Annotated in this window: 16 protein-coding genes; 9 read left to right on the top strand and 7 right to left on the bottom strand. The window is 73.6% G+C overall.

The annotated features are described in order from the left end of the window. Nucleotides 1-1,378 (bottom strand): hypothetical protein (locus VNL12_RS19260; RefSeq protein ID WP_325596753.1); only part of this gene is annotated, 1,378 nt, incomplete at its 3' end. Beyond that, complete coding sequence (locus VNL12_RS19265) at nt 1,375-2,388, bottom strand: NAD(P)H-dependent glycerol-3-phosphate dehydrogenase (protein WP_325596755.1); 1,014 nt, start codon at nt 2,386-2,388, stop codon at nt 1,375-1,377. The genes VNL12_RS19260 and VNL12_RS19265, both read right to left, overlap by 4 nt. Before the next feature lie 419 nt (nt 2,389-2,807). Between VNL12_RS19265 and VNL12_RS19270 the strand changes: the two genes are divergently transcribed. The 3 genes from VNL12_RS19270 (at nt 2,808) to VNL12_RS19280 (ending at nt 4,926) form a co-directional block, all read left to right on the top strand. Continuing rightward, a complete protein-coding gene (locus VNL12_RS19270) occupies nt 2,808-3,482 on the top strand; it encodes a hypothetical protein (protein WP_325596757.1) in 675 nt (224 codons plus the stop codon). Between the two features lie 98 nt (nt 3,483-3,580). Further along, nucleotides 3,581-4,189, top strand: coding sequence for a 2-phospho-L-lactate guanylyltransferase (cofC, locus tag VNL12_RS19275; RefSeq protein WP_325596759.1), 609 nt, complete (start codon nt 3,581-3,583; stop codon nt 4,187-4,189). After that, on the top strand, nt 4,186-4,926 hold the full coding sequence (locus VNL12_RS19280; RefSeq protein WP_325596761.1) for a PIG-L deacetylase family protein: 741 nt from the start codon (nt 4,186-4,188) through the stop codon (nt 4,924-4,926). Before cofC ends, VNL12_RS19280 begins: the two co-directional genes overlap by 4 nt. A gap of 151 nt (nt 4,927-5,077) precedes the next feature. Here VNL12_RS19280 and VNL12_RS19285 read toward each other — a convergent pair whose 3' ends face one another. Beyond that, nucleotides 5,078-6,463, bottom strand: a complete 1,386-nt coding sequence (locus tag VNL12_RS19285) for a carotenoid oxygenase family protein (RefSeq protein ID WP_325596763.1) — start codon at nt 6,461-6,463, stop codon at nt 5,078-5,080. A gap of 102 nt (nt 6,464-6,565) precedes the next feature. Here VNL12_RS19285 and VNL12_RS19290 point away from each other — a divergent pair, with 102 nt between their 5' ends. Beyond that, a complete protein-coding gene (locus tag VNL12_RS19290; RefSeq protein ID WP_325596764.1) occupies nt 6,566-7,231 on the top strand; it encodes a TetR/AcrR family transcriptional regulator in 666 nt (221 codons plus the stop codon). A gap of 101 nt (nt 7,232-7,332) precedes the next feature. Here the strand turns inward: VNL12_RS19290 and VNL12_RS19295 are convergent, their stop codons facing one another. Then, nucleotides 7,333-7,647 carry an HU family DNA-binding protein gene (locus tag VNL12_RS19295; protein WP_325596766.1) on the bottom strand — a complete coding sequence of 105 codons (315 nt, stop codon included), beginning with the start codon at nt 7,645-7,647 and terminating at the stop codon, nt 7,333-7,335. Between the two features lie 203 nt (nt 7,648-7,850). Between VNL12_RS19295 and VNL12_RS19300 the strand changes: the two genes are divergently transcribed. Beyond that, nucleotides 7,851-8,078: a hypothetical protein gene (locus tag VNL12_RS19300; protein WP_325596768.1), complete on the top strand. Its 228-nt coding sequence runs from the start codon at nt 7,851-7,853 to the stop codon at nt 8,076-8,078. Nucleotides 8,079-8,100: 22 nt separating this feature from the next. Here the strand turns inward: VNL12_RS19300 and VNL12_RS19305 are convergent, their stop codons facing one another. After that, a complete protein-coding gene (locus VNL12_RS19305; RefSeq protein ID WP_325596770.1) occupies nt 8,101-9,114 on the bottom strand; it encodes an ATP-binding cassette domain-containing protein in 1,014 nt (337 codons plus the stop codon). A gap of 197 nt (nt 9,115-9,311) precedes the next feature. On the opposite strand from VNL12_RS19305, the gene VNL12_RS19310 reads away from it, so the two are divergent. Next, on the top strand, nt 9,312-10,118 hold the full coding sequence (locus VNL12_RS19310) for a siderophore-interacting protein (RefSeq protein WP_325596772.1): 807 nt from the start codon (nt 9,312-9,314) through the stop codon (nt 10,116-10,118). 43 nt (nt 10,119-10,161) lie between these two features. On the opposite strand, the gene VNL12_RS19315 is transcribed toward VNL12_RS19310, so the two are convergent. Next, on the bottom strand, nt 10,162-11,151 hold the full coding sequence (locus VNL12_RS19315; protein ID WP_325596774.1) for a hypothetical protein: 990 nt from the start codon (nt 11,149-11,151) through the stop codon (nt 10,162-10,164). Between the two features lie 555 nt (nt 11,152-11,706). Here VNL12_RS19315 and VNL12_RS19320 point away from each other — a divergent pair. Both VNL12_RS19320 and VNL12_RS19325 read left to right on the top strand, forming a co-directional pair. After that, on the top strand, nt 11,707-11,871 hold the full coding sequence (locus VNL12_RS19320) for a hypothetical protein (protein WP_325596776.1): 165 nt from the start codon (nt 11,707-11,709) through the stop codon (nt 11,869-11,871). Between the two features lie 158 nt (nt 11,872-12,029). Continuing rightward, nucleotides 12,030-12,860, top strand: coding sequence for a methyltransferase (locus tag VNL12_RS19325; RefSeq protein ID WP_325596778.1), 831 nt, complete (start codon nt 12,030-12,032; stop codon nt 12,858-12,860). Here VNL12_RS19325 and VNL12_RS19330 read toward each other — a convergent pair. Beyond that, on the bottom strand, nt 12,824-13,738 hold the full coding sequence (locus VNL12_RS19330) for a 50S ribosomal protein L11 methyltransferase (protein WP_325596780.1): 915 nt from the start codon (nt 13,736-13,738) through the stop codon (nt 12,824-12,826). The genes VNL12_RS19325 and VNL12_RS19330 overlap by 37 nt on opposite strands. 93 nt (nt 13,739-13,831) lie before the next feature. On the opposite strand from VNL12_RS19330, the gene VNL12_RS19335 reads away from it, so the two are divergent. Further along, nucleotides 13,832-14,725 carry an aldo/keto reductase gene (locus VNL12_RS19335; protein ID WP_325596782.1) on the top strand — a complete coding sequence of 298 codons (894 nt, stop codon included), beginning with the start codon at nt 13,832-13,834 and terminating at the stop codon, nt 14,723-14,725.

The following is a 14,725-nucleotide window of genomic DNA, read 5'->3' on the forward strand; positions in this document are numbered from 1 at the left end:
GCCGCGGGTCGAAGTCGACCGCCCGCCGGCGGCGAGCGGCGCGCCCGAGGGCCTCGGTCGCGCCGCCCACCTCGGGCAGCCACGCGGCGGCGGGACCGAGGTCGCCCGAGGCGACGGCGTGGGCGGCCAGGGCCATCAGCGCGAGGGCCGTTCCGGCCGGGTCGCCGAAGCCGCCTCCCCGCTGCTGGGCGCTCGGCCAGTCGACGAGGGCCCGGTCCGATGCATCGGCGTCGCCCCACCACGACAGGGCGGCGAGCATCTCCATCCGGTCGGCGACCGAGTCGGTGGGGCGCCAGCCGTCGCCGGCGGTGATGGTGTGGGTGACCGGCGGCGGCTCGCGGTCGCTGGCCGCTCGTTCGCGCCGCACCCGGTGCGAGAGGGGAAGCGAGCGCCGGGCCGCGGCCACCGCCTCGGCCAGCACCGGGTCGGGCAGCTCGAGGCGAGGACCGCGCGCCGCCAGAGCCGACCAGCCCCGCGCCACGGCGTCGGCCGGTGGCAAGGCGTCGGGCCAGGCGATCGGGCGCGGTTCGCCCGCGACGGTCGCAGGACCGGCGGCGGTCCCGGACGATCGACGGGCGATCACGATGCGCGCCGTCGCGGTGTGCGGCAGCGGCGTCAGCAGGGCGAGCGACGCCACGTCCACCTCGCCGTCGGGGCCGACGGACGGCGGCGCGACCGCCCCGGCGGAAGCGTCGCCGGCGGTGACCTCGTGCACGACGTCGACCCCGGCGTTCCCTCGCGCCCAGCGCGAGGGCGGACGGAGCAGTACCGCGACCAGGTCCGGGCCCACCACGACGTGGGGACCGTTGGGTGCGGCGGGCGCCACGGGCGCCACGGTGAGGGGGGCTGAGGGTCGCACCCCGGTGGGGTCGAGCGGGCGGAAGGCCCAGGCCAGCGCCACCGGCACCGCGGAGCGGTTCTCGACCTCCACCACGGTCCACGCGTCGCCTCCCGGGTGCGCCGGACCGCGCGCCTCATAGGCCCGGTGCACGACCTCGCCGCCGGGCACGCGAACGGTGGTCTCCACCACCGGCGCCCCGTCGATGCGCCGCTGGGACACCGCGGTCTCCCGGGCCGGGAGGCGCCAGCGGTCCTCGGCCCCGACCCACCAGTCGAGCGACCACCCCGTGGGCGACCCGCTCGGGGTCACCAGGCCCCGACCGTCGACGGTGGCCGACACGTCGCCGTCGACAACGCCGATGCGGGTCCCGGTGGGCACCACGTCATCAGCGGCGAGGGCCGGGGGCAGCAGCCAGCCCGACTCCCGCATCCGGGGCAGCCACCGGCGAGTCAGCTCGGCGACGGCCGCGCCCGGCGAGGGTGCGACCGTCGAGCGGGCGGGCCCGCCGAGGACCCGGCGGCGGGGACGGCGGATCAAAGGTCGGGGCGGACGCCGGCCAGCTCGTGGCCCGAATCCCGCTTCAGCAGGCCCTGGTAGGCCTCGTCGGCCGAGCGGCCGTCGTGGCAGACGGCCTTCACCTCCGCCGCGATGGGCATGTCGAGGTCGAGCTCGTCGGCCAGCTCCATCACGACCTTCGACGTCTTGACGCCCTCGGCGACCATGTGCATAGCCGCGATGATCTCCTCGATCGTCTCGCCCCGGCCCAGGCGCTCACCGACGTGGCGGTTGCGGCTCTGCGGGCTGATGCAGGTGGCCATGAGGTCGCCCATGCCGGCCAGCCCCGAGAAGGTCATGGTCTGGCCACCCATCGCCGCGCCCATGCGGCTCATCTCGGCCAGGCCCCGCGTGATGACCGCGGCCCGGGTGTTGTCGCCTGCGCCCAGGCCGTCGGCCATGCCGGCGGCGATGGCGGTGACGTTCTTCAGCACGCCGCCCAGCTCGCAGCCGATGACGTCCTCGTTGGTGTAGACCCGGAACAGGTCGTTGCGGAACAGGCGCGAGAGGGCCAGGGCCACGTTGTGGTCGTCCATGGCCATCACCGCGGCGGCGGCGTGGCCGGCGAGGATCTCCTTGGCCAGGTTGGGCCCGGTGAGCACACCCACCGGGTGCCCGGGGACGACCTCGGTGACGATCTCGCTCATGCGCTTGCGGCTGGCGACCTCGAGGCCCTTGGTGAGGCTGACCACCGGCACCCACGGGCGCAGGTGCAGCGCGACCTGCTCGAGGGCGCTGCGGAAGCCCTGCGAGGGCACCGCCATCACCAGGACGTCGCACCCGCTCACCGCCTCCTCGAGGTCGGACGTGGCCAGCAGGCTGGCGGGCAGGTCGAACCCGGCGAGGTAGTCGCCGTTGCGGTGCTCGGTGGTGATCTGCTCGGCCAGCTCGGTCCGGCGCGACCAGATCGTGGTGGGGGTGTTGCGGGCCGCGAGCGAGGCCACCGTCGTCCCCCACGAGCCGGCGCCGATGACCGCCACACGGATGTCCATGGCGCCGGACGGTACACCGACCGCGCACCGGGCGAGCAGGAGCGGGCCAGCGGGATCGGCGTCGGGCCCGTCGCACCGATCGCGCCTCGTCGCGGCGGGGGCGCGACCAGGGGAGCCGGCCCCGTGTTCCGCGCGTTGGGGTTTCGGCTCCGGCCGAAGGCGGTACGGGGCCTGTCATGTCCTACCCCCCGCCCGGACCACCATCGCCTCCCCCGGGGGCCCCGGGCTACCCGGGGTCCACCCCCGGCGGATGGGGCGGTCCCCCCGGCGGCGGCTCTCCAGGATGGGGCGGTCCTCCCGGCGGCGGCTCTCCAGGATGGGGTGGTCCTCCCGGCGGCGGCCCCGCACCGGCTGCGCCGGCGTCGAAGGCGCCGTGGCTCATCGCCGGCGGTGTCCTCGTCGTCCTGGTCCTGCTGGCCGTGGGCGTCCTCGTGGTGCTGGTCGCCCGGGGCGAGGACCGGGCCGATCTCACCGAGTCCGAGATGCGCGGGGCCCTGCTCCGCGTCGAGGAGGTGGGTGATGACTTCGTCGAGGACACCGATGAGGACGACGACGACGACGACGAGTTCGACGAGGACACGGCGGATGCCAGCGAGGAGTGCATTGCGCTGATCAAGTCGGTCGAGGAGAGGGACCAGCTGGAGATCTTCGGCACCCCACGGGCCGATGCCGAGGGTGCACCGTCGGTCATGGCGTCGTTCCAGGGCGACGACGGCACCGACGTCCAGCAGGGGATCACCACCGACGAGGGCGACCCGCTCGCTCTCTTCCGCGAGGTGCTGGAGGTGTGCGGCGAGATCGGCTTCGAGGACGAGGACGGCGCCGGCGAGCTGCGCTTCGATGAACCCGATCAGGTCGAGGTCGGCGACGACAGCCTCACGGTCGAGATCACCTTCGACCTCACCGAGCCGATCCCGTTCGAGCTGTCGTCGCTGCTGGTCCTCTGGGAGCGCGACGGCATCCTCTCCTCGCTCGGCGTCACCGGCGGGGTCGACGCGGACTTCGACTCCCGACCCCCGGACCGCGAGCTGCTCGAGACCCTCGTCACCGACGCCGACACCAAGCTGCAGCAGGTGATCGACGAGGACGGCTGACCGGCCGCACGGGTCATCGACCCCGACGGGCCCCGGGTCGACGACACCTCGGCGGTCGCAGCGCGGGCCGGGTCGAGGGCACCGGTAGCCTCGGCCCGGTGACGGCTGCCGTCGTGGTCCCGGTCAAGGCGTTCCACGCCGCCAAGGTGCGCCTCGCCGCGGCCCTCGACCCGGCGGCGCGGGCCGCCCTGGCCCGCAGCATGGCCGCCCACGTGGTGGCCGCGGCGGCGCCTCTGGCCGTCACGGTGGTGTGCGACGACCCGGTGGTGGCCGACTGGGCCACGGGCCTGGGCGTCACCGTGGGCTGGACGCCCGGACTGGGCCTCGACGGTGCGGTCGAGGCCGGGGTGGCCGCGGTCGAGGCGGCCGGGGCCACCCGGGTGGTCGTCGCCCACGCCGACCTGCCCCTGGCCCGGGGCCTGGCCACCCTGGCCCAGCCCGACGCGGCGGAGCCGACGTCGATCACCATCGTCCCCGACCGCCACGCCGAGGGCACCAACGTGATCGTCCTGCCCGCCGGGTGCGGGTTCCGCTTCGCCTACGGCCCCGGCTCCTTCGCCCGCCACCGCGTCGAGGCGGCGCGCCTCGGCCTCGCCGTCCGTGTCGTCCACGATGCCCGACTCGGGTGGGACGTCGACCTGCCCGGCGACCTCGACCTGCCCACCGACGCCGAGCTGGCCCGGGCGTGCGGCCCGTCCGGCCGGTGACGATCCGCTCGCGCGACCTGCCGGTCCCGGGGCGGGCCCTGGCGGTGGGGGCGCACCCCGACGACGTCGAGTTCGGTGCCGGCGCCACGCTCGCCCGGTGGGCGGCGGCGGGCTGCGAGGTGTCGATGCTGGTGGCCACCGACGGGTCGAAGGGCACGTGGGACCCTGACGCCGAGACCGAGACCCTGGTCGCGACCCGCCGGGCCGAGCAGGGCGACGCTGCCGTCGCCCTCGGGGTCCGGGGCGAGGTCGTCTTCCTCGGCCGGGTCGACGGTGAGCTGGTGGCCGACCGCGAGGCCACCTCGGAGGTCGCCGCCGCCATCCGCCGGCTGCGCCCCGACGTGCTAGTCGGCCACGACCCCTGGACGCGCCACCGGCTCCACCCTGATCACCGGGCCGCCGGGTTCCTCGTGGTCGAGGCCCTGGTCGCAGCGCGCGACCCCCACTTCTTCCCCGACCACGGCCTCGTCCACCACCGGCCCAGGGCCCTGCTGCTCTTCGAGGCCGACGAGGCAGACCACGCCGAGACGGTCGACCGCGGTGCGCTGGAGGCGAAGATCGCCGCCCTCGAGGCCCATCGCAGCCAGTTCGAGTCGACGATGGCGATCACCGCCGCCGACGACGGCGCCGAACGGGTCCGCTTCCACCGCCGCATCGGTGACGAGGCCGCCGTCGCCGGCCGGCGCGTGGGCCGCAGTGGTGCCGAGCTCTTCGCCCGCCTGCCCACCGACCGCTAGTCCCCTATGAGCCTCAGCGGATAGGTCACCACTTCGCTTGCTCCTCGTCGCCTGGCGGCTCCGAGAAGGGCCAGAGAACCGTGCTTGCCCGCTCTTGGCTCGCTTCGCTCGCCGGGCCGCGCGGGCCACGGCCTCCCTATCCGCTCGGCCTCTATCGGGCGGTGGGTATCCAGCTGCCGTGGAAGCCGAAGGGGACCCGCGCCGGGAGGGGGACCCGGGCGACGGGCTCGGCGCCGGGGGCATCGGCGGCCCAGACGACGAGCTCGCCGCGATCGGTGTCGCGATCATGCGCCAGGCTCATGATCCAGGCGTCGTCCTCGGCGTCGGCCGGTGCGCCGTCGCGGGCGATGGCCACCGCCTCGCCGACCTGGCGGCTGGCGCCGGCGGGGTGGCGGTCGACGGTGCCGGCGGCGAGGTCGTGGCGGATGATGTTCGATCCGGCGCCGAAGTCGCCGGGGCCGGTGAAGCCCAGCTCGGCGGCCCAGCCGTAGCGGGCCGGTCGCCCGACGCGGCTCTCGGCCACGCGGGGGAACTCCTGAGCGCGATCGTCGAGCTGCTCCTCGGTGACCGTGCCCCGGTCGAGGTCGACGGTCCAGCGCCACAGGGTGGGAGTCACGTCGGCCGGTCCGGACCGATCGGCGTCGAAGGTCCGCTCGTGGCGGATGACGTGAAGCACCATGCGCCCCTCGCCCCCGTCCGCGCCGGGCTCGTCGTAGGCGTTCAGGGGGTGGAACACGTAGCAGGGCTCGACCTCGAACCACCGGATGTCCGCCGCGGTGCCCTCCCGCGGCAGCACCCCGAGGCGGGCGGCGCGCCCCGGTGCCCAGGCGTAGGGGAACGAGGCACCGGACGCCGCGGATTCGAGGTCGAAGGTGACGGGCAGGTCGTAGACGACCGCGAAGCGCTCGGTGAGTGACATGTCGTGCACCATGGGGCCGTCGTCGACGGGCACCTCGACGACCTTGCGCACCCGGCCGTCGGTGCCGACGACGATGTACTGCAGGTGGGGCACCGACCAGTGGTAGGCCACGGCGTGGAGCTCACCGGTGAGCGGGTCGCGCTTCGGGTGGGCGGTGAAGCCGTTGGGCAGGGTGCCGCCCAGGTCGGTGTGGCGCACGGTGGCGAGCTCCTCGGTGAGCTCGACGGGGCGGGCCCCCGCCTCGACCAGGGCCAGGGTCGTCCCCGCGTGGCCGATGATGTTGGTGTTCACCGTGTCCATGGCACCGTGGCGCTCGCCCGGCGCCGGCTCCTCGCCGAGCAGCGTGCTGACGCGGGTGGAGCGGACCCAGCGGTTGCGGTACCACTCGGCCCGCCCGTCGCGGAGCCGGATGCCGTGCACCATGCCGTCGCCGGTGAACCAGTGGTGGGCGGCGGGGTCCCCGACCGTGCCCTCCATGGGGTTGGGCCCGATGCGCAGGTAGCGCCCGTCGAGCTCGGGGGGCAGGGCGCCCACGACGGCGAGGTCGGTGGCGGTGACCTCCTCGGCCACCGGGGCGAAGGGCCCCTCCAGGTACGGGTTGGTGGTCTGGACTGCCATCGGGGGACCTCCGGGGTCGGGTGCACCGGGTCACCGTGGTCGGCGACCTCTCATAACACCGTTGTGGACTGACCATAACGACGTTGTGGAACCATGTCAACCATGTCCACCAGGTCCGATCCGCCCGCCGAGGCTGAGCCCCCTGCCGAAACCCCCATCGACCCATCCGTCGACACCCGGGCCGAGCTCATCACCGCCGCCGCCCGGATGCTCTGCGAGGGCGGGCCGGGAGCGATCAGCGTGCGCAAGGTGGCGGCCGAGGTCGGCACCTCGACCATGGCCGTCTACACCCACTTCGGGGGCAAGCCCGAGCTGCTGCGCGCCGTGTGCATCGAGGGCTTCCGCCACCTGGCCACCCGTCTCGGGCGCGTCCGACCCTCCACCGATCCCGTCGCCGACCTGGCCGGGCTCGCCCGTGCCTACCGGCGCCACGCCCTCGCCGACCCCCACCTGTTCACGGTGATGTTCTCGCGTCCCGTGACCGATGCCCTCACCGACCCCGACGACCAGATGGCCGCCCTCAGCACGTTCCTCGTGCTGGTCGACGCCGTCCAGCGGGCCATCGACGCCGGACGCTTCACCCCGCAGCGGGCCGACGAGCTGGCCCTCGAGATGTGGAGCGGCGTGCACGGCCTGGTGTCGATCGAGCTGGGGGCCGGCCTGCAGTCGACCCGCCAGGCCACCCGCACCCTCAGCGCGCTGGTGCGCCACCTGGCCGTCGGCGCCGGCGACGACCGCGACCGCGCCGCCGCCTCCGTCCCCGTCTGAGCGACGAACGGGCCGTGCCGCGGAGTGACGGACCGAGCCCGGGCGCGCAACGGGGAGGACCCCGTAGGGCCCTCCCCGTCAGCGACGAATGCGGTCGGGGATCAGACCTTGGCCAGCTTGGGGGCCGGGGTCTCGTTGTTGACGACCTTCTTGAGCGAGGTCATGGCACTGACCTTGGGGTACTTCTTGGCCTTGGTCTTCACCTGCTCACCGGTCTGCGGGTTGCGAGCGACGCCGGCCTTGCGCTGGCCCTGCTCGAACTTGAGGAACCCGGTCAGGACGATCGAGTCGCCCTTCTTCACCGTCGCCGCGACGGTGTCCTCGAACGCCTTGATGACGGCCGCAGCGGTCGTCTTGTCGGTGTCGGCCTGCGCCGCCACCTGAGCGATGAAATCGGCCTTGGTCACGTTGGCCACGGGCCAACCTCCTGAGATTGTGGACATCTGCGTTCGCTGTCCGAACGCCCGAGCATCTGAGTCGATGGAGACAGCCAGGTCAAGCACCCTCGCCGCGGATCGCCTTGCCGGACAAGGGTTCGCGATCGTCGGGGGCCCGTCCGCTACCCTCTCCGTCACTTCGGCGACGGGTAGGCGCCGAGCGACGTGGCAGGCTGGCGGCGATGGCGGACGCTCCCCTGCCCGACGGCACCTATGACGCCATCGTCGTCGAGGCCCGGGACCGGCCTGACGGTGGCACTGCGATCGAGCTGACGATCCTCTCCGGTCCGCAGAAGGGCCAGGTGCTCGAGCTGCAGGGTCAGGCCCGGGGCGATGCCATCGATCTGCTGGGCGTCCCCGCGACCGTCACCGTGGTCGACGGCCGACCCCGGGTCCGCCTCGAACCCTGACCCGGAGCCCGCCCTCCGGACGTCAGCCGGACTCGGTGACGGCGCCGGCGTGGAGGCGAACGTGGCGGGTGCGGTCGGTCGTCACCGAGTCGAGGAAGCGGCGGTCGTGGGAGACCACGAGCAGCGTGCCGCTCCAGGTGGCCAACGCCGATTCCAGCTGCGGAATGGCGGCCAGGTCCAGGTGGTTGGTCGGCTCGTCGAGCACCAGCCAGTTGGCGCCCGACACCACGAGCCGGTCACCGGAGCGCACCTCCAGGTCGACCGGTCCCAACCGGAAGCCCGCTCCTCCGGCGCTGTCGACGGCGCCCGCCGCACCGACTGGATCGGTCGCATGGACGCCGCCTCGGTCGACCACGGCGCCCTCCAGGCGGGCCACGACGGCGCCGCTGCGCTCGGCCTGGGCCAGCTCCAGGCGCAGCTCCCATCCCTCGAAGGGCTTGTCGACCACGTCGAGGCGCTCGAGCACCTTGTCGGCCCGGGCCGCCTTGCCGGCCAGCTTCTCGCTCGTCTGCACGTCGTGGTGGCGGATGAACTTGTCGGTCTCGCCCGACCTCTTCGCCTTCGACGCGCCCTGGGTCGACCACTCCCGCACCCGTTGGGAGCGGCCCTTCAGCTCGTCTCGGGTGGCGGCGAAGGTGGCGTAGGCCTCCTCGGCGTGGCGGCGGGCGGTGGCCCGCTCGTCGAGGTAGGCCAGCCAGCCGCCGGCGAAGGTCCGCGCCGTGCGCTCGTGCTCGTCGAGCTCGATGACGCCGGTGACGGTGCGCTCGAGGAAGGCGCGGTCGTGGGAGACGACGACCACTGCTCCGCGGTGGGCGGCGACGAAGGCTTCGAGGCGGGCCAGGCCGTCGAAGTCGAGGTCGTTGGTGGGCTCGTCGAGGAGCAGGACATCGGCGCGGGTGAGCAGCACACCGGCCAGCTCGAGGCGCGCCGCCTCGCCACCCGAGAGGGTGGAGGTGGGCTGGTCGACCACCGACTCGGTGAGCCCGATGTCGGCCAGCACGCCCCCGAGGCGGGCATCGAGGTCGGCCGCGCCCACCGCCAGCCATCGCTCCAGAGCCTCGGCGTAGCGGTCATCGGCGCCGTTCGCGCCCGACGCCAGACCGGCGGTGGCGGCGTCCAGCTCCGCCTGGGCCGATCCGACCCCGGTGCGACGGGCGATGTTCCGACCCTACCGGCGGCGGGTCAGACGGCCCAGGAGGTTTCCGACGGTCGGGTCGCGCGAGGGTGGGTACCATGAGTCGTGCTGAGGAGGACGCCACCACGGTGCGCACCCGGCGTGAACCGCCGCGCTTTCGAGGCGTAGCGGTGCGCCGTGTCGAGCCGCTGACCCCCCGCATGGTGCGCATCACCCTGGCCGGCCCCGACCTCGAGGGCTTGACCGTCGGCGACCCGGCGGCGAGCGTGCGGCTGCTGCTCCCCTCGCCCGGCACGCGGGAGCTGGCGATGCCGACCTGGGAGCGCAACGAGTTCCTCCTGCCCGACGGGCGCCGCGCCACGATCCGCACGTTCACGCCCCGTCGGGTCGATCCCGAGGCGCTCGAGCTCGAGCTTGACGTCGTCCTCCACGGTGCTGGGGTCGCGTGCGGGTGGGCGGAAGCGGCCGGGCCCGGTGATTCGGCGGCGATCTCCGGTCCCGGTCGCGGCTACGCCTTCGACCTCGACGCGCCCGCCTTCCTCCTGGCCGGAGACGAGACCGCCGTCCCCGCCATCAGCCAGCTGCTCGAGGCCCTGCCCGACGAGACCCCCGTGCAGGTCCTCATCGAGGTCGCCGACCCTGACGCCCGGTCCCCGCTGCCCGACCGTCGCCGGGCCGCCGTCGAGTGGTGCGACCTGCCGCCCGGCGCGCCTCCCGGCGACGCGCTCGTCACCGCCGTCCGCGACACGGACCTGGTCAACGGCGTCCGGGTGTGGGCCGCGGGCGAGGCGGCGTCCATGCAGCGCATCCGGCGCCACCTCTTCGACGACCGTGAGCTGCCTCGCTCCCACACCGCGGTGCGCGGCTACTGGAAGCACGGCCGCCAGGGCGGCCCTGACGCCTGAGCGTCCCTGACAGGCGGGCAGCGCGGGACGCCCCCGCCGAGGGTCATTGGTAGGTGATCAGGTCGGGGGGTGACTCCAGGGCCAGCACGTCAGCCGGGGCGAACATGTTGATGTCCTCGTCGTAGAACAGCTTCAGGCCGGTGGCGAAGGGCGGCGTGCCCTTCAGGAGCTCGTACTTCTCCAGCTTGACGTCGCGCCCGCCGAAGCCGTCGACGTGGTAGACGGTGGCCAGTCCCGGCCGATCGACCACGTCGGGCCGGTTGGTGATCATCGACTCGGTGAACTGGTGGAGGACGAAGAGCTTCTCGGGGAGGTCGTCTTCCTCGACGATGTCGGCGAGCCAGGCCGAGACCTCGTTGACCTCGGCGGCATCCACCCCGCCGATCACTGTGCCCGGCACCTCGCCGGGCCCCATCCTCCACTCGGGGTCGAGGGCGAGGCCCACATCGGGCTGGCGCAGGAACTCCTCGAAGCGCTGGACCTCGGGCAAGAAGTGCGAGGTGCCGGGCTGGATGTCGAGGATCAGCAGCATGCCGGCCTCCCGGGCCGCCGCGAGCCACCGGAGCACGAGCGCGTCATCGGTCGGGACGCTGTAGTTGCCGTCGGAGCCGGGGGAGCCCTGTGCGACCGAGACGATGAGCTCGAAGGCCGGGAGGACGGGCCGGTCGGGCTGCTCGAACGGCGCGGCCGCCACCGCGAGCCGCTCGGCCGCCTGCTCGGGGGTGCTCTGACCGAGGATGCCCATGGCCGAGGACTCGGCGTTGCCGTAGTTCGCCACCACCCGGTACCGGGGGAAGATCTCCCTGCCGCCCCCGGGGAGCTCCGCGGGCGGCGGTGCCGTGGTCGTGGTGGTGCTGCTCTCGCTGCTGGTGCTGCTCTCGACCGCGGTCGTGGCGCTTGGGTCCGCCGTCGTGGCGCTCGCGTCGTCGTCGCCGTCGGGGCCGGCCCCGGCGTCGTCGTCTTCCGAGGTGGAGCTGCAGCCGACGGCGAGGACGACGGTGAGAGCGATGGCAACGATGCGGTGAGGCGACACGGCACCATTGTGGACGGTCTGGCTGTGAGCGGCAGCCATCGGCACCCACCGGTCCGCTCGCCCCGCCCCTTGCCTGCAGTGCGGGTCGAGCTGACGACATCGTCGATGCTCACCACGGCCTGGGTCGCGGCGGATTCACCCGGATCCTCGGCAACGGTCGTGGGTACGGCCACCCGGCGGCGATCTACGTGGCCGCCATCAGCCCGACTCGCTGGTCGGAAGACCTCGACCGCGGCGTCGACCGAGTCGACCAGCCAGTTCGGCTCGTGACCCTGTTCCGTGGTGAGGGCGAGCTCCGCTTCACCGTCGGGGAGCTCCAGCCCCGCTTGGCCGATCTCGTCGTTCCGCCAGGCCATGCGGTGGGCCCAGCACCGTAGAACCCGAAGACCGGCGGCCAGGTCCGGCACTCCGACGGTCACCGCATCGACCCTCCTCAAGCATGGCCATGCGCCATCGTCGCACGGCTTGGGGCCGGCGTCGCGGCTCGCGATCTCCAACCGATGTCGGCGCAGTGGCCGGCACGGGTCAGAGCGGGAGCAGAAAGAAGTACGAGTCGTGCGGTTCCTCGGTGACCACACGGGCGCCCGGCGCGCGCACATCATCGCCGATGCCGAGAACGCCGCTTCGCGGCGCGTCGCCGCCAGCCTCGATGCCCGGGTGACCGAGCAGTGGCCCGACGGGCACGGTCGCACGATGATCCGCCACGTCCTCAGCATCTGAACGAGCCTGAGGACGCCGCTCGGTTGCCCGAGCATTGCCGTTGCCATCCTGGCGGGGAACGGTCGGTAACCGTCACGAACGACACGACGGTCCGTCGGCGCCGATCAAGGACCGGTACGTGGCCGCTGGGCGCCCTGTCCACCCGGTACGATCCGACCATGGTGGCAGTCGGTTGTTCCGAGCCCGACTGGCGCACCACCAACCGGGCGCTCTGGGAAGAGATGGCGGCTCTCCATCCCTCCACCGAGCTCTACGACGTCCAAGGCTTGGTCGACGGTCGCGACGACCTGCGGCCATGGGAGGCCATCGAGCTGGGCCCGGTCGACGGGCTCGACATGGTGCACCTGCAGTGCCACATCGGCACCGACACCATCAGCTGGGCTCGGCGGGGAGCGAAGGTCGTGGGCGTGGACTTCTCGCCCACCGCGCTTCACCTTGCGAGCGAGCTCTCGGCGTCGTGCAGCCTCCCGATGGAGTGGGTCGAGTCCGACGTCTACACCGCCTCCACCGCGCTGGCCGGCCGCACCTTTGACGTCGTCTACACCGGCATCGGCGCTCTGGGCTGGTTGCCGGATGTCCGACGGTGGGCGGGGGTGGTGCGGTCGCTCCTTCGGCCCGGCGGCGTGCTGTACCTCGTCGAGCTGCACCCGATGTGGGTCGCGCTGATCGAGGACGGCAAGACCATCGGCCAGGACGCCATCGACGCTCCCTTCCAGCGCTGGGACGAGGGGGGCCGCGTCAGCTACGCCGCACCCGGTCACCCGCTCGTCCAGACCGCGGCCTTCGAGCGACTCCACTCCATCTCCGACGTCCTGTCCTCGATCCTCTCAGTGGACCTCGAGATCGAGCTGTTCCACGAGTTCGATGTGACACCCGCCCCGACCCCGTGGCTCGAGCGGGGCCGCGACAGGCTGTACCGATTCCCCGAGGGCGCGGCGCGGTTCCCACTCACCTACTCGCTGAGGGCACGACGGCGCTCCACCGCTTGACTCCACGGCACCCATCGTCGATCGGGCGCGAGGACGAGGGCGGTCCACCCGTCGCAGGTGTGCTGCTCGACGACTCGCAACGAGGTGAAGGCGGCGGTGACCCGAGGTGGCGGCGGGTCGAGCAGGCCGCTCACGACGAGGGTGCCGCCAGGGGCGACGCGCGCCGCGAGGGCCGGCGCCAGGGCCACCAGAGCGGCGGCGCCGATGTTGGCCACCACCAGGTCACTGGCGCCCGGCACCGGACCGAGCGGATCGGCCGCATCCTCGCCGGAGACCGTCCGCGCGTCGATCAGACCGGCGACGCCGTTGCGCTCGGCGTTGGCCTCGGTCACGGCCACGGCGACCGGGTCGACGTCGACCGCCACCACCGAGGTGGCCCCGAGCCGCGCCGCCGCGACCGCGAGCACCCCGCTGCCACAGCCGACATCGAGCACCGTGCGCGCCCCACCGTCGCCCACCCGACGCTCCACGACCTCGAGGCACAGGCGGGTCGTCGCGTGGGCGCCGTGGCCAAACGTGCGCGCGGGGTCGATCGCGATCACCACGGCGTCGGTCGCCACGGGGTCGAGGGGCACCCACGGGGGGCGGATCACCAGCCGCCGGCCGACGGTGACGACCGCGGCGTGGGCCCGCCACGCGTCGAGCCCGCCGTCGTCGATCGCGACCACCGCGACCGGCCACCGCGGCCCCACGACCGCCCGCACCGACTCGACGCCGCCCGGGGGCACGTCGGTCCGCAGCCGCACGGCACCCTCGGGCCCGGTGCGGTCGACCAGGGGGTGCTCGGCGATGGCGGTGACACCCGCGCCCCACAGCAACCCGGAGGCGAGGTCGACCTCGTCGACCCCCACCACCACCTCCACCGCCTCGGTGCGCACGCCCCCAGCCTCCCACCCCCGGCCCGACCAGGGGCTCACGACAGTCACACCGGAGGCGTTCGGATTCCCGGTCCTCCTCGCCACACTGAAGCGATGCCCCCCACCAGCACCACCACGCCCGACGCAGCCGCCTCCGGCCTGTTCCTGATCGGCGGCGACACCCGGGTCGACCGTCTCGGGTTCGGAGCGATGCGCATCACCGGCGGGGGCATCTGGGGCCCGCCCGCCGACCGCGACGAGGCCGTCCGCGTCGTCCGCCGAGCCGTTGCGCTGGGCACCACGTTGATCGACACCGCGGACTCCTACGGCCCGGTCGTGAGCGAGGAGATCATCGGCGACGCCCTCAGCCCCTACCCCGACGATGTGATCATCGCCACCAAGGCCGGTCTCACCCGCAGCGGACCCGACGAGTGGACGCCGTGCGGCCGGCCCGACCACATCCGTGAGGCCTGCGAGGGCAGCCTGCGCCGCCTGCGCCTCGAGACGATCCCGCTCTACCAGCTGCACCGCATCGACCCCGAGGTGCCGGCCGAGGACTCCCTCGGCACCATGCTCGAGCTCCGGGCCGAGGGCAAGATCCGCCACATCGGCGTCTCGGAGGTCACCGTCGACGAGCTGCACCACTGCCAGGCGGTCACCCCCATCGCCACGGTGCAGAACCGCTACAACCTCGTCGACCGGGGGTGGGAAGAGGTCCTCGACGTCTGCACCGCCGAGGGCATCGGCTTCATCCCCTGGTTCCCACTGGCCACCGGCACCCTCGCCCGCGACCACGACGCCCTGCGCGCCGCCTGCGACCGCCTCGGTGCCGCTCCGAGCCAGGTCGCCCTGGCCTGGCTGCTCGCCCACTCGCCGGTGATCCTGCCCATCCCCGGCACCGGCTCGGTGGGCCACCTCGAGGAGAACGTCGCCGCCGCCGGCCTCGAGCTCACCGACGACGAGATCACCGCCCTCGACGCCGCCGCCGCACCGGGCACCACCGCCTGA

Origin of the sequence: Iamia sp. (assembly GCF_035575815.1) — a bacterium.
Lineage (GTDB): Bacteria > Actinomycetota > Acidimicrobiia > Acidimicrobiales > Iamiaceae > Iamia.